The following is a 19,048-nucleotide window of genomic DNA, read 5'->3' on the forward strand; positions in this document are numbered from 1 at the left end:
GTCAGGCGTTCTCCATCTTTTTAAGCACTATTAGCACCTTTGAAGCCTCTTTTTTCTTAAGATGCTCCACTTTTAGATATAAATTTTTAGTTACTTTTTTTATAAAAAATATCAAAGCTCGCTCGCTTGTATCTTTTGCCACCTTTTGCCAAATACTCTCTATGGCGTATATCTGAGATCTTGTGGCAAACAAGCTATCTTTTGGCTTTGGGTGCTCTTTGCCGTCCATAACGGCTATTAAATTTATAAGCTCTTTAATACCTAGCTTAGCGCAGCTTTCTGCGCCCCATGCGCTTAAAAAATCACCCCAAGCCTCGTTAGCTTTAGCGTGTTTATAAAACGGATGAGTGTGGATGATCGCTAGTAGCTGCTTTCTATAAATCTCTTGAGCCTTGGTCATTTATAGCCCCTTAAACCACAAATATTTAGTTAAAAAACTACGACTTAAGCCGCTACATCTAGCCATTTTTGAGATATTTAGCTTTCCATTTTTAAATCGGTAGAAGCTTAAGTCGTAATTTATTATGTTATTAAGCCTTGCTTGATACAAAGCTTTTTTATTAGCTGCCAGATTGTCTATGTGAATTTTTTGCTTAGTCATTAATTTTTTTACCATATTAAATCCTTTTTTACCAGTGAAAATTCAAACTGCAAATTTCATCATCTGTATATATAGGCTCTTGTTTGCCATTTGCTTGTGCAAAGGGATTAATAGATAACTCACCACGAAATTCGTTAAATTTCTTTTTGCAATATTGTTTAAATTCATACTCATTGGATAGAACAAAACCATCTGTTTTGTATCCTAATACATGAGCGTGTTCTATAAAACAATCTTTTCTTATAATTTTATCTTGGTTGTAATCTAGCGTAAAACTAGGCATAAAATAATGGATGCTCGTTCCGTCTAATTCTTCATCAAATTTATGTCTTTTAATACATATCAAAAACTCTCCATTGCTATCAGGTATTTTTAAATATTCATATTTACTTGCCATTTTAAATCCTTTTTAAAGTATCTTTAAAAGATATTTTAAAAAGGGCTTAAAGCCCCTTAACACGAATTCTTAGCTTCGCTCGCCTTACAAATCTAGGCAAAAGCCTGTTCTTGTCATCTTTTAAACTATTAAAATTACGCCATAGTCTTTGAAATACACTCTCTTTCATTTTCCTACCTCCAAACTCTCAATCTTTGGCACTATTCTAAAGTTGTCTTTTACCACTCTTTTTAGTCCAAGCTTTACCAAGTCCTCGTCTTTTAGCTCGGCAAGAGCTTCTTTGTTTGGAACTTCGCTATAGGTTATGCACTCTTTGGCCAGTCCAAACGCCTTTATAGAGCTGATTAGGCTTTCAAGCTTTGCCTTTACTTTAGGTATACTTACGCTCTTGCTTATGCGATAACCGATCTCGCCAAATGTGAATTCTTTACTTCTTTTTTCGGCAAATTCGGCTTTATTATCCTCACAAAATATAGTGATTTGTTGCTCGATAAAGTTCTTTTCGCTCTCAAGCCTTTCAACCTCGCTCTTTCTAGCCTCTTTTATTCTGTTACATTCAAGCGTTACTTCACCGTTGATTTTTTCGATCCCTACGCTTACTTCGCATAATCTTTTTAAAGCGACATCTACGTCGCTAAAACTATTTATTTGCATTTTTTACTTCCCTTTCTACTTTAAATTTCTTGATATGTCTTGCCTTTAAGACATATCCGTATTTTAGGCAGATAGCTAAATTTCTACTAGCTTTTTTAACTATCCGCAAAGCCATTTAAAAGCCAAACCCGCCGTCTAAATCAAGCTCGGTTATGCCAAGCTCTCTTGCGTATTCTCGTTCTTTTTTCATACCTTCGCTAAGATGACTATCTGGATGCAAGTCATAAAAATACGCATAAGAGCAGTGGCTAAGCAGCTCAAGCCCGGCTTCAAGCACTTGCTCTCTATCTTTTTGCTCGTCAAATATCTCGCTAAAAGCCAGTATAGGGCTAATAGGCATATATCCAGCTTCTCTTACTCTTTTGCAAGTATCTCTAGCTATGCGTTTTGCTAAGAATGGGCGATTTAATTCGCTTACACCGCGCAATCCCGCATAAGGCGTAGCTACATAGACAAGCCTCATAGTTGTTTTACTCATTTATTATCCTTTCTTAAAAATTTGATTTTATGAGACGCTCCAAGAAGCGCCCGAAAAATCAAATCTAAGCTGCGGTATCCACAATCTTGCCGTCGAATTTTCTGATGATATATCTGCCTATTTGCCTAAAAAGCGAACTTGAGTAGTCTGCCTTGTTTCCTTTTATCATTTTTCCTAGCCTTACGCCCGTTATCTCGCCTTTTGCATTTATGCTCATCTTAAAGCCCTTATCCTCGAAATTCTTTACGATCTGCCTAAGTCCCTCTGCCTGATCAACTCTCATCTTTATCTCCTTACTTGATATACTAGGTTTGCGGCCGCTCGCTCTTCGTAGCCTATCGCCATATTTAGCGCCGTTTTTTCAAAAAAGCGCGCGTTATCGCCCCCGGCTAAAAACTCGCATACATCGCTACCAAGCCCCGACATCTCGCCTATTTTTAAAAGCTCATCACGGCTTAACGTCATCTCTGGCGAATAGGTTAAACGGCTTTGCAAATATCCGCCAAGCTTATCAATTCGCTTTTTAAGCACGCTAAGTCCTACGGCTATTACCGTTATGCCAAGCTCTTTGCGTTTAGCATATTCGTAAATTTCTCTTAAAAGCTCAAATTTTCGCTCAAATGTCAAATCATTATCTCGCACGAACAAATCCGCCTCGTCTATTACGATTAGACGCGTTTTATTCGCACTTATGACCTCGCAAAAACGCTCAAATTTATCATCCGTGTTTCCGTGACCCGGCTTTTCGCCCACCGCTCTTAAAAGCAGGCTCATAAATGCGCTTGCGCTTAGGCTTTTGCGTGCTTTTACATATATGCCGCCAAGTTCGCACGTTACCGTTTCTAGCAAGTATGTTTTACCCATACCGCTTTCGCCTAAAATCAACTCAAAAAAGCTGTAATTTGTGGCATTCATCTTAAAAATCCTATCTCTGATTTTTTCTTGAGCCAGACTTAGCCAAACTTCGCTTTTAGGCACACACACGTCATTTGTAGGCGTGTTTTTAGCGATTATTTTGTCCAAAAACGCTTCGATTGATGCCCTGTAAAGCTCTGCATTCGCCGAATCGTATTTCTCGTTTAAAATACCGCTTACGGTGCCTTCTCCCTTGCCGATATGCTTTGCTAAAACTGCGTTTGTTACGCCGTAAGCCTTGCACGCTTCAAATTTCTCTTTTAAATTCATGACTGCGTTTCCTTTCTAAAAACGTTATATCTGCCAAATATCTTTTTTTTTGACACATAAAGCATTTTTTAGGTGTGCGGCTTCGTATCGCTTTGCGATATACTCCGCCTTTTCGAGAAGACACGGACGCAAAGCAGTTTGCATCCTACTTCGTGCCTTCTCTCACATTGCATTTAAAAGCTCCTCGTTGCTCATCGCTATTTTTTTATTGATTTTTCTAGTTTTCTCATTTTTCACTTTGGTTTCGTGTGCTAGGCCGCTGTAAGGCGTGATGGTATTTGTGCGTTTATATAGATTTGAGTAGTAGCTAAACGCCTCACGGACGGCTCTTACCACGCTTTCGTTTCTTGCGATTATCGCACGGACTTTTTCGTGATCTCTAGGATCGACCCTATCCATTAGTGCTGCTTCGCAGATTAGTTTATGCTTATCAATATCTACGATATTTACGTGCTCGTAGTCTTTTTCGTTTATCCTTACTTCCACGCTCTCGCCGTTTAATTTGCTTAGTTTTGGATGACTATAAGTTCGTCTTTCATTCATTATCATTAGGCTTACCGAGCTATTTTTTACCTTTATGCTTCTACGCTCGCTAAATATAAAATCAAGCGTAGTTTCGTCAAACACCGCCTTTGGTTTGCGTTCTAGTTTTTCTAAAAACGATGCCATAGGATAGATCTTGCGGTTTGCGTTATAGTGTTCGTTCCACCATCTGACCGCTTTTTCAAAATAAGCTATAAACGCCTCGAAATCAAGCGGATTTTCCTTCATATATTTTTTTAAAATTTCTTGATTTTCGCGTTTATCTTTGTGATAGCTCACCCCACCGCCGCACTCTGATATGATCATTTCAGCCATTCGACGTTGGACGTGGTTAAATATATTTTCTATCGGTTTTGCCCTCGAGTTGCCCGGCTTTGCTTTTTTGTGGCGCATATTTGGCGCTAAGTCGTCAAAGTCCTTAAATTTTATGCCGCTTAGCTGACTTCGCACCTGCTCGATGTAGTTACTTAGCTCGGGTTTGCCGTTATCGGTATATATCGCATCCGCCACCCCAAAGCGCAGAGCCATCTTTAGGCTATTTCCCACGCTTAGACGGTTATACTTGCCAAAAACTACGTCCACGCCTATTATCGCTCCGCTTCCCATATCTATCCACACGTATGCGTTTGGATTTACTACCTCTCCGTCGGGGCTTATCGCGTTAAAGTCAAACACTATCTGATCTCCGCAGACTAGCTCCATGCTCTCGTAGCAGTTTAGATCGCGTATCAAAAACGAAGCTATCTCGTTTCTGACCCCTCTATCGCCTGCGGTTGCACGAAGTAGCATGGCTTTTATCTCGGGAGTTGCGATAAGACGCGCAAAGCTCTTGTAAGAGCCTATTTTCAGGTTGTTTTTGCGTGCGTAAATTTCAAGTTGCTCGTATGTGAATGTCTTTGAGCTTAGCGGGTTATGCAGCATAAATCCCACCGCCCACTCTAAAGCGCTCATCTCAAAGCTAGAGCTTTTAAAACTAGCCTTAAAATCAATGCTTAACTCATCGTCGCTTACTTGCACTTCATCTATTTTTTGCTCTTTAGCCCACGCGTAAAGCGTCTTTAGGCTCACGCCGTATTTTTCCGCCACGCCTTTGCCCCATAGCGTTTTACTCATACCTTTTGGACAGGCGTTTAGTTCGGCTACGGCTTTTGCTTTGTTCATGTTTTCTAAATCCTTGATTTTTATGTTTATGGGGGCTTTGGTTTCGTTTTTTACCGCTAATTTTTTGCTATCTTGTGCGCATACGCAAACATTTTTATCCCCGCCAAACTCCCTATCTCGCACATTTTCCAAACAAAAGCGCTCATCATATCTAGCGTCCACGCCGCCGTCAGAGTCGGTGCGACTATCGCTATTAGTATTAACCACGCTATCCATTGCGCTAAGACCGCTTTCATTGATATTTTCCTTTTTTATATTGCTATTTTCATCGTCGATCCAGATTTGGAGGACTTTGCCGCCACGACCGATGCCATCGGTGTATGAATACGAAAAATATTTCGTATCAATAGTTAAAATTTTTTGACAGCTATTTTGGGCTTTAACTACACATCTTTGTAGTTTTCTTAAATTCACGCCCAAAATCGCCGCCGCCTCTTTGCTATTTACCCACATATTTGTCGCCTTACGCTACTTTTATCCCGTCTTTTTCAAGCACTTTTTTAGCTTTTTTGCTAATGTAGCCCTTATAAAAGCTACTTAGACTAAGCCCGCGCATCTCGCAGTAGTCTTTTAGATCGTATTTCATCTTTTGCTTTACCGCCTTTGCGACAGGCGTTACTCTCTTTCCCATCTTTTACTCCTTTACTAGAAATTTCATTACTAAACCAAATTTCCACTTTAAAGACCCCTTTGATATAATTATGCTACCAACAAATTTCACACAAAGGAGTCGTTAAAATGGAAAAATTAAGCCAAAACGCTAAAGAGCGACTGGCTCTAAATATATTAGAGAAACTTGGATGCTTTAAAGAGGCTAAACGTATAGCCTCCAAGTCAAACTTAAAATCTCACGGGCTACCCGAAGATAGCGTGAAATATCTCACAAATCGCTATATTACCGCTCTTGAGATGATTGACGAAGTTTGCGAAGCTCGTTAGCTAAAAGTATGACTACAGGGGTTAAATCATACCCCTGCAAAGCTCTTTTTTCTCTACAAAGCACGACCTCGGCATCCTCTTCTAAGAACATCTTAGCGATCAGCTCATCTCTTTGCTTAGACTGCTCTGTTCTAAGCTCGCTTATTTTACTCATACCTGCTCCTTTAAAGTTTTTTGGTTTAACAATGAAATTTAAAAGAACTCAGTTAAGAAATTTTTTGCCTTTTATAAGGTATTATTTCTTAAGTGGTTTTGAAATTATACGAAAATATTTTCGTTTTGTCAAGGGATAAAAATGGTTTTAGGAAAAAAAATTCGTTTAATAAGAGAAGAGCAAGGGTTGAACCAATCTGAATTGGCAGATAAGTTAAGTATTACAAGTCGAACTCTACAAAATTATGAATATGGCACCAGTATCCCAGACATAAAATTGATGCAAAAAATGGCTCAAATTTTTCAAGTGCCTATTGGGTATTTTTTAGATGACAATTTTGACGTTAGTAGCATAAAAAATGACGTAAGTCGTGTCGTAAGTAATGACGTTAGTCTAAAAAAAGCAGAAAAGCTGCAACACTTAAAAAACACCATAAGCGAACAAGAAAATAAGCTTATAAATTTACGCTTTTTCCCTAGCGTTAGTGCAGCCGCTGGATACGGTGCAAATAACGACAATGAGAGCTTTAAAAACATACCGATTACAGCTTCTTTTTTAACAGATGTATTACGTATACCGGCTAGACAATACGACGTTATAAATGTGCTTGGTAACAGCATGGAACCGTTTTTAAAAGACGGCGATATGGTGCTTGTCTTGCCTACGCACGAGGCCAGCAACGGCGAGATAGTCATAGCAAACCTCGGTGGTGATCTATATGTCAAAAAGCTACTTAAAGACCCGATAAAAAAGCGTATTCGTCTAACTTCCATGAATGAGCTTTATGAAGATATAGTAGTAGAGGACGACGAGCTAGACCAGCTTAAAATCGTGGGCGTAGTTAAAAAAGTGCTTCCATCAGGTGTAATCTCGGCATAAGCCCTATTTTACGTAACTTTGAAATAATTTTTGAAGTTTTGAAGCGATTTTTGAAGCAGTTTGAAGCTTAACTTTCAAAATATGAAAAAAATGCGTAAATTTTGCAAATTTTGCATTTTAGTTTCTCATTTTTTACCTTATGTCTCTAAGTCATAAAACACCGACCATTACGCTATTTGCTCCATATTTTTTACCATTCTCACTTTTTTACCTTTTGCATAAGATTTATCACAATATCAAAAAGATGGCAGTCAAGATGGTCTAGCTAAAGGATTTGCTAGAAAAATGGAAAAATATTATGAAGAGTATATTTATTCTTTAGTGGGAGAAAATACGTCTAATTTATTTGTGTCATATTATGATATTTTTAAAGATACAAATCATGAATTTGTATTTAATAGTATAGAAAAAACTTTATCTGAGCTTGGTTTATTTGCAAAATATGAATCAATTATTGATATGGACGTTAAGTTGTTTGGGTTGATCTATTTTATTATGTTTAAAAAATTTAAAATAGAACTTGAAAAGAAAGATGAGTTGCTTGGCGAGTTAAATCAAGAAATTGCAAAGTTTAAAAATGTGTATTTACATAAAAAAAATCCAAGCGCAATTAAATATCTTAAATCAAGGATCGGCAGTTCCATAGAGATATACAGCAAATATGCTATAAGGGATGTAACATATGAGCAAGTATGATGATTTTATTTTAACATCAATGTCGGTTATTTTAAAAGAGACTATTATTGCCAGTTCAGGTATAGGCGCAGGTGTGGAAACATACCCGCTATGCGACTATATAATGCAGTCTACTTTTCTAAAAATGACAGGTTATCAAGAACAAAAAATGAAATGCATAATATGGGAAATCGCAACCAACGACTTTGAATTTAGAAGAGATTTCTTAAGTAATAAATTTCAACTAGGAGAGTGCTCAACATATAAGGCAAAGAATGATATATACAAATCACTATGTAAGCAAATAAAAGATTTAAATCTTTTTGATAATGCAGATATTAAAAAAAGAGTAAAAGAGGGTTCGTTTCAATTTGTAAAGAGCGTTTTTGAAAATACAAATTTAGCAATATGGGACCAATGCTCTTTTGAAAATTTTTCTAAAAGTAATATTATAAAAGAAAATCAATATTTAAAAAATAAAAATAATTTAGTGGAAAATACAATTCAAGATAAATACGAGTTGTTATACAGTCAAAGAAACAGAATCGCACACAATACACTATCTTACCAGCAAAATTTACCAGATTTGACTGTGCTGAAGAATCAAGATGAGCATGCAAGAAATTATTTTTTATGGTTTTCTATTTTATTATTGATCGATAATATTTTTATTGAATTATATAAAATTTATCAAAAGGAATTAGAAGAAAGAATTTGGTAAAAATGATATAAATTTGAGCCAATATAAAGAAAATAATCATTAATATTTTATCTACTCCCTTGACCCTTGACCTACATCTATAAAAACATTTTTAAATCATACTATAATTATCCGAAATAAATAAAAAGGATAAAAATGGCAAAAATTTATAATTTCACCAATGATATCTTGATGGAGCATGCTAGCATAGTTAGTCAAAGATTATTTATAAATAAAATTTTACACACAGATATCTACGCTCTTGATGAAGGTGAGGAGATCGATAAAGAAAAGCTTTTTTCAGACTGCCTTGCATGGGTAGTGCACGGTGAAATTTTGCTTACCTATGACACTCGGGAAGTTATGCTAAAAACGGGCGAGAGCTGTCTTATAGAAAATGGTGTTTGGCGTAAATTTGTTGCAAAAAAGCAGAGTAAATTGATTTTGATAACTTTTAAGGAGAATGTAATGATAGAGCATTTAGATAAGGCGGCTGTATTTAGCCTAGTCCAAGCGGTAGGATATCAAGATGGCAAGGTGGTAAGTAAAACTCTTGTTAAAAACGATAAAGCAACTGTGACTTTGATGAGTTTTGGTGCAAATACACAACTTTCTACGCATGCAGCACCAGGAGACGCACTTTTGGTTGCGCTTGACGGAGAGCTTGATCTTACCATAGGTGATGAGAAATTTAACATAAAAGAGGGCGATAGTATCGTGATGCCCGGTAAAGTTCCACATGGACTAAAGGTGATGGATAAATTTAAGATGCTTTTGATCGTTACAAGGGATTAAAATAAATTTGAGGTAAAATACATTTTGTGATTATCTTAAAAGGGAAAAGTATGAGTCTAAAAGAAAGTATCGCAAGCCACATAAAAGATAAATTTGATATAAAGGGCGAAAGGGTGTTTGAAAAATACCCTAAAATCAATGTTTTTAGACATAAGGACAACCAAAAATGGTTTGCTATCATACTATCGGCAGATGCTAAAAGTCTTGATTTTAGCGATGAGGCAAGGCAGAAATTTAAAGGCGAAGTCGAACTTTTAAATTTAAAGTGCGATCCATCTCTTGCTTATCTTTTGCACGATCAAATTCGTATAATCCCGGCGTATCATATGAGTAAAAAGCACTGGGTAAGCATAAATTTAAACAGCGATATCTCAAAAGAACAAGTTTTTGACCTCATAGACGAGAGCTTTACATTAAGCGCTAAAAAGAGCAAGCGAAGTGAAAAGCGCTAGTTATACTCATCCTTTTGAGCCGATTTTTGATAAAAATTCGCAAATTTTAATACTCGGCTCATTTCCGTCAGTTATCTCACGTGAGGCCGGATTTTATTATTCACATCCTCAAAATCGCTTTTATAAAGTTCTTGCTTCACTTTTTAACGAGCAAATTCCAAAAGAGACAAATGGCAAGATAGAGTTTTTGCTAAAACATAAGATCGCCCTTTATGACGCCGCTTTGATGTGCGAGATAAAGGGTTCAAGTGACGCTGATATGAGGCGGATAATTCCTGTAAATTTAAGTCCGATTTTTGATACGGCAAAGATCAGGCAAGTTTATGCAAACGGCGGTAAAGCTTATGAAATTTGCAACAAATTTTTAAAAGACGAAATTTTACAAGCAACGGGCAAAAACGTCACGCCTCTTCCTTCGACAAGCCCTAGAAATGCCAAATTTAGCCTCGAAAGACTTATAAAAGAGTATGCGGTTATACTAAATAAGTGAAATCCAAATTTCATTTAAATTCAGTTTGAAATAGTATAATCGCCCCTTTAAAATTTGAGGAAATCATGAAACGCAAACATAATTCAAAAATATTTTTATTGCTCTTTTTGGGTGCACTTTCCGCATTTGGACCATTTGTCATCGACCTTTATCTTCCAGCACTTCCGTCTATCTCGCATTGGTTTAACGCCTCAACCTCGCTTACGCAACTCACCCTTACCACAAGTATGGCAGGACTTGCGATCGGACAGTTGTTAATCGGTCCTATAAGTGATAAATTCGGACGAAAACTGCCTCTTACGATATCGCTTATCATCTATACTATAAGCACGATTTGTATATTTTTTACCGCAAGTATCGAGATGTTTATCTTTATGAGGGTTATCCAAGGACTCTCAAGTGCGGGCAGCGTAGTTATCGCTCGTGCGGTAGTAGGTGATCTTTACAGCGGTCATGAGATGACTAAATTTTTCTCACTCATGATGGTTATAAATTCGCTAGCACCCATTCTTTCTCCTATCGGCGGATCGTTCCTGCTTAAAGTTACAGACTGGCGCGGGATTTTTGTTGTACTTAGCGTGATAGGTATTGTGCTTTTTATCGCAAATTTTAACTTCAAAGAGAGCCTTGTTTCGCATCGCCGCATGAGCGTGCCGTTGCTTGAGACATACGGTATTTACAAAAAGATAATACTTTATAAAAAATTTATGCTTTTTGTTGCGATTTTAACATTTGCGCTTGGCGGAATGTTTGCGTATATCGCTTCAAGTGCGTTTATACTACAAGAGGTATTTGGTCTTAGTGAAGTTGAGTATGCACTTTGTTTTGGTGCAAACGGCTTTGCTTTAAGCGTTGGTGCCGGTATCTCAAGCAAGCTTAAAGAAAGGCGCTCTCTTTATGTCGGAGTTATAGGACTTTTTGTTTCATGCGTGTATCTTAGCGTGGTTTTTGGGTTAAGACTTGATGTTTGGTTTGTGGTGTCTTGCTTTTTTGTCCAGATGTTTTTTACGGGCTTTTTACTGCCGATATCTTCGGCACTTGCGATGAATTGTGGCAGAGAGTATGCGGGCTCGGCATCTGCTATGCTTGGTTTTTGCCCGTTTTTCCTAGGTGGTATAGTTTCGCCACTTGTTGGGCTTGGAGATATATTTGTCAGCACGACTATAGTGATATGCTTGTGTTTTTTAGGTGTGCTTATATCGTTCGTGATGGTAAATAAATTTGGATATTTAAAGGCAAGATAGCTAAATTTATAGAAATTTAAATAAATACGTTAAAATGAGCCGACAAAAGGATGAAAATGATCTATCTAGTCGGTTCTGATTTAAAATTTGAAGGTGTTAAAACACTTGTTTTAAACGAAATTTCTTTTTTAAAATTTGATGTAAATTTAAATAATTACGACGCTCTTATTATAACTTCAAAAAACAGCATAAATGCTTTAAAATTTAATGAAATTTTACCAGTTGAAAATTTGCAAATTTACTCCATAGGTAAGGCGACAAGTAAGGCTGCGATGGAGTTTGGCTTTAATAAAATTTATACTGCCAAAAATGCTCACGGAAATGAATTTGCGCATGAAATTTTGCCGTTTTTGGCTGCGAAAAAAGTTGTTTTTTTAAGAGCCAAAACCACCGCTTCAAATATCTTTGAAATTTTAAAAAACGATGGCGTTAGCATAGATCAGATCATAGCTTATGAAAATTTATACAAGCCATTAAAAGACGAGCAGAGACCGCCAAATGGTAGCGTGATAATCTTTACCGCTCCATCTGCTGTTAGAAATTTTATCAACAATTTTGGCTTTGACGAGAGTTATAAGGTGGTTGCTATCGGTAAAACTACTGCAAACGAGCTTAAATTTGCTAAAAATTTAAAAATATCACAGCTTCAAAGCGTAAATGAATGTATCAACATAGCCAAAACGTTAGTTTAAGTAAATTTTTTATATAATTTCTAAGCCTGAGTGAAGCGAGTAAGCATTTTAACGGGGTCCAACACTATTGTATTAGCGAAGATGTATGGTTGTCTTGTGATGTGGCTTCGTTTGAGCACATTGGGTGCGAGAAGTTGCAACCGTTTGTCAGTCATCTATTTGCAAGATTGGCTTGATTTTGGGCCACTCTTTTATGCGACGCTCACTCGGGTTTTTAAAACGGAGAAGACATGAAAATCCTTATCATCGGCAACGGTGGCAGAGAATACGCCATCGGTTTAAAACTACAAAGCGAAACAAATGTTGAAAAGATCTATTTTGCTCCCGGTAACGGCGCAACTTCAAAAATCGGCGAAAATGTCTTAACGTCTGATTTTGAACAACTGGCCAAATTTGCCATAGATAACGCCATAGACCTTACTATAGTAGGGCCTGAAGCCCCGCTTAGTGCCGGCGTAGTAGATGTGTTTAAAGCACATGGGCTGGCTGTATTTGGACCAAGCAAAGCTGCGGCTAGACTTGAAGGTAGCAAGGCATACATGAAGGACTTTTTGGCTAAAAATAATATAAAAACCGCGCAGTACCTAAATACGGACAATAAGAAAGAGGCATTTAAATTTATAGATACATTAGGGCTTCCTGTCGTTGTTAAGGCTGATGGGCTATGTGCGGGTAAAGGCGTTATTATCGCTCAAACTCACGAAGAGGCAAAAGATGCGGTTAGTGATATGCTTAGTGGAGATAGCTTTGGCGATGCCGGAAAACGAGTTGTCGTCGAGGAGTATTTGGACGGATTTGAATTAAGCTTTTTTGCTATTTGCGATGGAGAAAATTTTGTAAGCTTGCCTGTAGCTCAAGATCATAAGCGTCTTCTTGATAACGACAAAGGTCCAAATACCGGCGGAATGGGCGCATATGCCCCAAGTCCATTGGCTGGTGCAAATTTGATAAAACGTCTTGAGGATGAGGTTGTAAAACCGACTTTAAAAGGTATGCAAAATGAGGGCGCGCCTTTTTGCGGAGTGCTCTTTGTAGGTGTTATGGTGGTTGGCGATGAGCCTTATGTGCTTGAATTTAATGTGAGATTTGGCGATCCTGAGTGCGAAGTGTTAATGCCTTTAATAGACGGAAACTTGAGTGAAATTTTACTAAATGCGGCAAATGGTAAGCTTGAAGCGGTTAAGCTAAAAGCACAATGTGCTGTCGGTGTTGTGATATCAAGCGAAAATTACCCTTATAAAAATTCACCAAAAGCAAAGATAAGCGTTAAGCAAATTCCTGAAAATTCACATTTAGTTTATGCAGGAGTTAGTGAAAAAGATGGTGAAATTTATGCTAGCGGTGGACGTGTTTTGGTCTGTGTAGGTCTTGGAGATAGTATAAAAAATGCGCAAGAAAGAGCATATGAGCTTTGTAAAAATGTAGAATTTAAAGGCATGCAATACCGCAAAGATATAGCTTGGCAGGCTCTTAGATGAGCGCAGATACGATAATCCAAAAGCTTGAACGAGAAAATATCTCTTTGGCAAGTTTTGCAAGACGAATTTATGCGTTTTGCATAGATGAGGTGCTTATAAGCATTTTGTTTATGGTGATTTACTGGGATAAATTTGCGCAAGTGACCACATATGAAGAGACGGTTTTATTGGCCTCGGCGCTTGTCTTTCAGATGGTGGTTTTAAAGATAATATACCAGACATTTTTTACTTGGTATTATGGTGCCAGTATCGGTAAAATCATGATGAAAATAATTTGCATAGATGTTGATGTCCTTGATAAGCCAAATTTGGCGGCTAGTCTTTCAAGGGCGGCTATGAGAGTGTTTGGCGAGATGTCTTTTTATCTTGGATTTGTATGGGCATTTGGCAACTCGGCTCGTCAAACATGGCATGATAAGTTAGCAAAGACGGTCGTAGTAAATGTTGCGTAAAGTTTTACCGCTTACATTAGCTTGCTGCTTAAATTCTTTTGCCGATATCCAAAATGTCCAGCTTTTAGCCGATAACGTAAGCCAAGAAGCCGGTGTAATAACTGCCGAAAAAAACGTTGTTGTCTACTCTCAAACATACCTTGTTACGGCTGACCGTGCTATTTATGATCAAAATAATTCCATAATAGAACTCTTTGGCAATGTAAACATGATGAAAGGTGTTGGAGAAATTTCACGCTCAAGTTATGCAAAGATAAATCTAAAAAACAACGAAAGTAGTTTTGAAGCGCTTTTTATGATGGATAAAGAGATGGAAGTCTGGATGAAGAGCGACGAAAGTAGCTCTGATGATGAGTATTACCGCACAAAAAGAGCTTTAGTATCAAGTTGTAATGTGCAAGATCCGGACTGGAGTATATCTTCAAGCTCTGCCATGTTAAATAAAGAAAGCAAATTTTTGCATATGTTTAACCCGGTTTTTACCGTCGATCTACCATTTGTCGGCGATACTCCGGTGTTTTACCTTCCGTATTTTGGATTTCCAACAGATACTACTAGAAGAACCGGACTTTTGCCGCCTGATATGGGATATAGTGCAGGCGAGGGGGTTTATTTTAAACAGCCTGTTTATTTTGCCCCGTATAACGAGTGGGACTTGCAGCTTGACCCACAAATACGAACCAAAAGAGGTGCTGGACTTTATGGTTCGTTTAGATTTGTTGATTCGCCTGATTCAAGAGGAGAGTTTAGTTTTGGAGCCTTTAGAGACCGTGAGAGTTACCGCGAAAGAGAGGCAAATAAAAACACAAAAGAGCTAAGTCTAAAAAATAAAACTCACAAAGGTATTAGCTTTGAGTATGAGCGCGATAAACTTGTAAAATACCTAACTGACGCACCTTTACAAGAGGGTTTGTGGATAAATGCTACTGATTTAAATGACATAGACTATTTAAATTTAAAGGGAAGAGAAGACGACTTTGACTCGTTGGTGACTTCTAAATTTAACTATTTTATAGCAAATGAAAAGCACTTTTTGGGAGCTTACACGAAGTATTATATAGATACTGAAAAAGTAGGTAGCAGATATGAAAACAAAACCACCCTTCAAGAGCTACCAAGTCTTCAGTATCATAAATTTACCGACACTTTAGTATTGCCAAATTTGCTTTACTCTGTTGATGTTCAGTCGCATAGATACGACCGTCATATCGGTGTAACGGCGACTCAGTATGAGTTAAATGTTCCTGTTTCATTTCACTTGCCGGTATTCGACGAAGCTGCGACATTTTCTTTTTATGAAAATTTCTATGCAAGCCGTATAGATTATAATAGAAAAGCAATCTCTGCGATTGATTTAAGCGAGGACAAGAGCGATATTTATGTAAATAATTATCACAGACTAGCGCTTCACACAGACCTTGCTAAGCCTTATGATGACTTCTTTCATGCTATAAATTTTGGTGTCGAATATATCAAAAAAGGCTATAATAGGGGTGATCTAAGTGATGAGTATATTTACTCGGGTACCGTATATGCAGGGCTTAAAAACCAATACGAAAATTTCTTAGCACAAGAAAAAACAAAAGATGAATTTTTAGCATATGCGACTCAGTATTTTTACAACTCAGAAGGCAGAAAAATTATAAGGCATACCATTTCTCAAGGATACTATACCGGCGAAGACGAGTATGGAAATTTAAAAAATACCATCGCACTATATCCGACTAAAAATTTATCTTTTTACAACAAGCTTGAGTATTCTCATGTAGATAATGAATTTAAAAAGCTTCAAAGCGGAGCAAGATACTCAAATGATAGATTTGGTGCGAGCATTATGCATACTATGTTAAAAAAAGGAAATTCTGATAAGGACAGCTATTTAACTAGCTATACATCTATAAATTTGCCTCGTCAGTATAAATTAACAGGCGCTTGGCAATATAACCTTGAGCGGGATTATACGAAGACATGGAGTGTTGGCGTGCTACATCATAGAAAATGTTGGAACTACGGTCTTATATACAAAAAAGACATAGAGCCTGTAACTACAACCGATGGTTCAGCTACAAGAAAAGTAAACGGCTTTTTATTTACTGTAAATTTTTACCCTATGGGCGGTATTAATTATGATTTCTCAGTAGAGTCTGACCCTAGCACCGGAAGTAGCTAATGGCTGAAAATATAGATAAATTTAAAGACCAGCTCGATGCGGCGGCGAAACTACTTGAAATTTTACCAAAAAAGGAGCTCGTCGACAGAAAGACCATAGTGGTTTGTATGTCGCTTGATTCTGTTTTGCTGACGGATTTTATATGCAAAGGTCTGGGGCTTAGCTACGAGATGCTGTTTAGCGAACAGATATTTGCGCCAAATAACCCGGAGTGTAGCATAGGCATAGTAAGTGAAACCGAAGATATTGTTTTAGATGATGCCTTGATAAGAGCTTTTAATATAAGTTATGACTTTGTATACGGCGAAGCACATAGAAAATATGAAGAGAAAATTTTAAAAAACGTATACAAGTATAGAAAAGGAAATTTACTTGGCAAGCTAAAAGATAGAAATATCTTGCTTATAGATGAAGGCTGCGAAACAGGGCTTACCGCATCAGTTTGCATAAAGACTTTAATGGGCTTAAAAGTAAAATCAATCGCGTATGCCACACCCGTCATAGCAACCGATGTGGCTGCTAGCTTAAATGATTTAGTAGATGAAATTTATATGATAAATAAAATAGCCGACTTTATAGATGTGGATAGTTATTATACTAAAAAGATAGCCGTAACAAGTGAAAGTATAATGTCTATTTTAGAAGAGAGTCCTTACTATTTACCGTTACAAAAACAACAAGGAGAGAAAAATAATGCAATATAGTATAGAAGTAAATAATCAGGTTGAAATTTTCGACCTAAATAAAGTTGCAAAACAAGCAGCTGGGGCGGTTTTACTACGTGTTAAAAACACGGTTGTCTTGGCTACGGTGGCTAGGGAAGATACGCAAGTTAGCGAGGACTTTTTACCGCTTACCGTCCAATATATAGAAAAAGCTTACGCCGCAGGAAGGATACCTGGTGGTTATGTAAAGCGTGAAACTAAGCCGGGTGATTTTGAAACATTAACAGCGCGTATTATTGACCGCTCTTTAAGACCACTTTTTCCTAAAGGCTACGCCTATCCTACACAAATAGTTGTTATGGTGCTATCGGCAGATCCAGAGGTTGATTTGCAAGTTGTAGGACTTAATGCGGCTTCGGTTGCACTTTATCTAAGTGATATACCGGTTAATCGTCCTGTTTGCGGTGTTAGGGTTGGATATATAGATGATGAATTCGTCATAAATCCAAGCAATTCTAAATTAAAAGAGAGCGCGCTTGATCTTTACGTGGCAGGTACAAAAGATGAACTTTTGATGATAGAGATGAGAAGCCTCCCTCAACAAAGTGCACAGATAATACCTATCGCGGCTATTGATCCGATAATGAGTCCTAGCCTTGAAGATAACATTATCGACAAACAAAGCATGAATGAATTTAGTGAAGATAAAATGGTCGAGGCGATAGACTTTGCGGCTAAGGCGATACTTCGCGCGAGCAATGCCTACGAAGAGGCATTTAAAGAACATAAAAAAGATGACGCAGTCCTTGAGCTAAAACCTGAAATAGAAAATGAAAACATAGCTGTTTATATCGATAAATTTTATAAAAACGATGTTAAAAATGCTATCAACCAAATGGCAAAAAGCGAGCGTGCAAGCGAGCTTACAAAGATAGCCAAGCAAATTTTAAGCGACGAAATAGCCCAGCAAGAAGGATGGGAAGAGGGCGTTATCTCAAATGTTCTTGGTAAATTTAAGAAAAAAATCGTCCGCGAACAAATCATCAACGAAGGAATTCGTGCTGACGGCAGAAGACTTGACGAGGTTCGTCCAATAAGCATTGAAACAAATGTCCTGCCAAATGCACATGGCTCATGTTTGTTTACTCGCGGTCAGACACAAGCCTTGGTTGTTGCTACGCTAGGAACTGACAGTGATGCACAGATGTATGATATCTTAACAGAAAAAACAGCTCTTGTAGAAAAATTTATGTTTAACTATAACTTCCCTGGATTTAGCGTTGGCGAAGCAAGCCCTCTTAAGGCACCGGGCAGACGTGAACTAGGACATGGCAACCTTGCAAAACGTGCACTAACTCCAAGTATAGATGTAAATTCCCCATATACAATGCGTGTTGTTTCTGAAATTTTAGAAAGTAACGGCTCAAGCTCTATGGCAAGTGTTTGTGGTGGCTCTTTGGCGCTTCGTGCAGCTGGTGTAGACACGCAAAAGTTAGTTGCGGGAGTTGCGATGGGTCTTGTGTTTGAAGGCGACAAGCATGCTGTTTTAACCGATATTATGGGGCTTGAAGACCATGATGGCGATATGGACTTTAAGGTCGCTGGAAGTCGTGACGGTATAACTGCGCTTCAGATGGATATAAAACTTGGCGGAATTAGCCTTGAAGTTCTTAAAGAGGCGCTTGAACAGGCAAAACGCGGTCGCGAGCATATCTTAAATTTAATGGAAGAAGCAGACAATGCGATCGTTGTTAATGAAGAAATTTTGCCAAAGCTTGAACTCTTTAGTGTTGATCCGGGTAAGATAGTAGATATCATCGGACAAGCCGGCAAAACCATAAAAGAGATAATCGAACGCTTTGAAGTATCAATTGATCTTGATAGAGAAAAAGGTGAGGTTAAAATAGCCGGTGGTGCTAAGAGAAATGTTGATGCGGCAAAAGATTATATTATAGAAATCACGTCAAAAGATAACTCAAGAGGTTTTTCTAAAAAACCACACGGACGCGACCGTGATAAAGATAGAGCAAAACCTACGTTTAATATCGGAGATAAATTTCAAGGTGCTGTAAAAAATGTTGTCGATTTTGGTGTTTTTGTCGAGTTAAAAGATGGTGTAGACGGGCTTTTACATATATCTAAAATAAAAACTCCACTAAAAGTAGGCGATGTTGTAGAGGTTGTAGTTAGCGAACAAAAAGGTAATAAAATTTCGCTATCTTTAGCAGAGTAAAATTTCACAAA

25 protein-coding genes are annotated in these 19,048 nt (G+C 37.6%); 14 read left to right on the top strand and 11 right to left on the bottom strand.

The window, feature by feature from the left end:
* Position 1: 1 nt before the first annotated feature.
* The 10 genes from CCAL_RS02420 to CCAL_RS02460 form a co-directional block, all read right to left on the bottom strand.
* Complete coding sequence (locus tag CCAL_RS02420; protein ID WP_170015089.1) at positions 2-400, bottom strand: phage protein GemA/Gp16 family protein; 399 nt, start codon at positions 398-400, stop codon at positions 2-4.
* Positions 401-616 (bottom strand): hypothetical protein, encoded by a 216-nt coding sequence (locus CCAL_RS02425; RefSeq protein ID WP_169971881.1) that lies wholly within the window; start codon positions 614-616, stop codon positions 401-403. It abuts the gene before it with no gap.
* 13 nt (positions 617-629) lie between these two features.
* Positions 630-998: a hypothetical protein gene (locus CCAL_RS02430; protein WP_169971880.1), complete on the bottom strand. Its 369-nt coding sequence runs from the start codon at positions 996-998 to the stop codon at positions 630-632.
* Positions 999-1,163: 165 nt separating this feature from the next.
* Positions 1,164-1,652, bottom strand: coding sequence for a host-nuclease inhibitor Gam family protein (locus tag CCAL_RS02435; protein WP_172285046.1), 489 nt, complete (start codon positions 1,650-1,652; stop codon positions 1,164-1,166).
* Positions 1,639-1,767: a hypothetical protein gene (locus tag CCAL_RS09435; RefSeq protein ID WP_257792143.1), complete on the bottom strand. Its 129-nt coding sequence runs from the start codon at positions 1,765-1,767 to the stop codon at positions 1,639-1,641. The genes CCAL_RS02435 and CCAL_RS09435 overlap by 14 nt, the downstream gene beginning before the upstream one ends.
* Complete coding sequence (locus CCAL_RS02440) at positions 1,768-2,130, bottom strand: DUF7768 domain-containing protein (RefSeq protein ID WP_169938895.1); 363 nt, start codon at positions 2,128-2,130, stop codon at positions 1,768-1,770. It lies immediately after the preceding gene.
* A 64-nt stretch (positions 2,131-2,194) separates the two neighbouring features.
* Positions 2,195-2,413, bottom strand: coding sequence for a hypothetical protein (locus CCAL_RS02445; protein WP_170015091.1), 219 nt, complete (start codon positions 2,411-2,413; stop codon positions 2,195-2,197).
* Between the two features lie 2 nt (positions 2,414-2,415).
* Positions 2,416-3,315 carry an ATP-binding protein gene (locus CCAL_RS02450; RefSeq protein ID WP_169971878.1) on the bottom strand — a complete coding sequence of 300 codons (900 nt, stop codon included), beginning with the start codon at positions 3,313-3,315 and terminating at the stop codon, positions 2,416-2,418.
* Between the two features lie 162 nt (positions 3,316-3,477).
* Positions 3,478-5,472 carry a Mu transposase C-terminal domain-containing protein gene (locus CCAL_RS02455; protein ID WP_172285047.1) on the bottom strand — a complete coding sequence of 665 codons (1,995 nt, stop codon included), beginning with the start codon at positions 5,470-5,472 and terminating at the stop codon, positions 3,478-3,480.
* 10 nt (positions 5,473-5,482) lie between these two features.
* The gene (locus CCAL_RS02460) at positions 5,483-5,650 is read right to left on the bottom strand and encodes a hypothetical protein (RefSeq protein ID WP_169971876.1); all 168 of its coding nucleotides are present in this window, start codon (positions 5,648-5,650) and stop codon (positions 5,483-5,485) included.
* 107 nt (positions 5,651-5,757) lie between these two features.
* On the opposite strand from CCAL_RS02460, the gene CCAL_RS02465 reads away from it, so the two are divergent.
* Positions 5,758-5,958: a hypothetical protein gene (locus CCAL_RS02465; protein WP_169971875.1), complete on the top strand. Its 201-nt coding sequence runs from the start codon at positions 5,758-5,760 to the stop codon at positions 5,956-5,958.
* Here the strand turns inward: CCAL_RS02465 and CCAL_RS02470 are convergent.
* Positions 5,915-6,112, bottom strand: coding sequence for a hypothetical protein (locus CCAL_RS02470; protein WP_169971874.1), 198 nt, complete (start codon positions 6,110-6,112; stop codon positions 5,915-5,917). The genes CCAL_RS02465 and CCAL_RS02470 overlap by 44 nt on opposite strands.
* 141 nt (positions 6,113-6,253) lie before the next feature.
* Here CCAL_RS02470 and CCAL_RS02475 point away from each other — a divergent pair, with 141 nt between their 5' ends.
* The 13 genes from CCAL_RS02475 to CCAL_RS02535 all read left to right on the top strand — a co-directional run bounded on the left by CCAL_RS02475 (position 6,254) and on the right by CCAL_RS02535 (position 19,037).
* Positions 6,254-6,991, top strand: coding sequence for an XRE family transcriptional regulator (locus CCAL_RS02475; RefSeq protein ID WP_169971873.1), 738 nt, complete (start codon positions 6,254-6,256; stop codon positions 6,989-6,991).
* Positions 6,992-7,276: 285 nt separating this feature from the next.
* Entirely contained in the window at positions 7,277-7,687 is a 411-nt protein-coding gene (locus CCAL_RS02480) for a hypothetical protein (RefSeq protein ID WP_172285048.1), read from the top strand.
* Complete coding sequence (locus CCAL_RS02485; RefSeq protein WP_170016229.1) at positions 7,674-8,387, top strand: hypothetical protein; 714 nt, start codon at positions 7,674-7,676, stop codon at positions 8,385-8,387. The genes CCAL_RS02480 and CCAL_RS02485 overlap by 14 nt, the downstream gene beginning before the upstream one ends.
* A gap of 135 nt (positions 8,388-8,522) precedes the next feature.
* Positions 8,523-9,161, top strand: a complete 639-nt coding sequence (locus tag CCAL_RS02490; protein WP_169999830.1) for a cupin domain-containing protein — start codon at positions 8,523-8,525, stop codon at positions 9,159-9,161.
* Positions 9,162-9,211: 50 nt separating this feature from the next.
* A complete protein-coding gene (locus tag CCAL_RS02495) occupies positions 9,212-9,613 on the top strand; it encodes an MmcQ/YjbR family DNA-binding protein (protein WP_170016231.1) in 402 nt (133 codons plus the stop codon).
* Entirely contained in the window at positions 9,600-10,103 is a 504-nt protein-coding gene (locus tag CCAL_RS02500; protein ID WP_170016233.1) for a DNA-deoxyinosine glycosylase, read from the top strand. Before CCAL_RS02495 ends, CCAL_RS02500 begins: the two co-directional genes overlap by 14 nt.
* Positions 10,104-10,168: 65 nt before the next feature.
* A complete protein-coding gene (locus tag CCAL_RS02505) occupies positions 10,169-11,347 on the top strand; it encodes a multidrug effflux MFS transporter (RefSeq protein WP_170016235.1) in 1,179 nt (392 codons plus the stop codon).
* A 56-nt stretch (positions 11,348-11,403) separates the two neighbouring features.
* Positions 11,404-12,039, top strand: a complete 636-nt coding sequence (locus CCAL_RS02510; protein ID WP_170016237.1) for a uroporphyrinogen-III synthase — start codon at positions 11,404-11,406, stop codon at positions 12,037-12,039.
* A 230-nt stretch (positions 12,040-12,269) separates the two neighbouring features.
* Positions 12,270-13,517, top strand: a complete 1,248-nt coding sequence (purD, locus tag CCAL_RS02515) for a phosphoribosylamine--glycine ligase (protein ID WP_170016239.1) — start codon at positions 12,270-12,272, stop codon at positions 13,515-13,517.
* The gene (locus tag CCAL_RS02520) at positions 13,514-13,969 is read left to right on the top strand and encodes an RDD family protein (protein ID WP_170016241.1); all 456 of its coding nucleotides are present in this window, start codon (positions 13,514-13,516) and stop codon (positions 13,967-13,969) included. The genes purD and CCAL_RS02520 overlap by 4 nt, the downstream gene beginning before the upstream one ends.
* The gene (locus tag CCAL_RS02525) at positions 13,959-16,139 is read left to right on the top strand and encodes an LPS-assembly protein LptD (protein ID WP_170016243.1); all 2,181 of its coding nucleotides are present in this window, start codon (positions 13,959-13,961) and stop codon (positions 16,137-16,139) included. The genes CCAL_RS02520 and CCAL_RS02525 overlap by 11 nt, the downstream gene beginning before the upstream one ends.
* On the top strand, positions 16,139-16,843 hold the full coding sequence (locus CCAL_RS02530; protein WP_170016245.1) for a phosphoribosyltransferase family protein: 705 nt from the start codon (positions 16,139-16,141) through the stop codon (positions 16,841-16,843). The genes CCAL_RS02525 and CCAL_RS02530 overlap by 1 nt, the downstream gene beginning before the upstream one ends.
* Positions 16,833-19,037, top strand: coding sequence for a polyribonucleotide nucleotidyltransferase (locus CCAL_RS02535; protein ID WP_169972086.1), 2,205 nt, complete (start codon positions 16,833-16,835; stop codon positions 19,035-19,037). Before CCAL_RS02530 ends, CCAL_RS02535 begins: the two co-directional genes overlap by 11 nt.
* The last annotated feature ends 11 nt before the right edge of the window (positions 19,038-19,048 follow it).

The organism is Campylobacter sp. RM6914, from assembly GCF_004803835.1.
Taxonomy (GTDB): domain Bacteria; phylum Campylobacterota; class Campylobacteria; order Campylobacterales; family Campylobacteraceae; genus Campylobacter_A; species Campylobacter_A californiensis.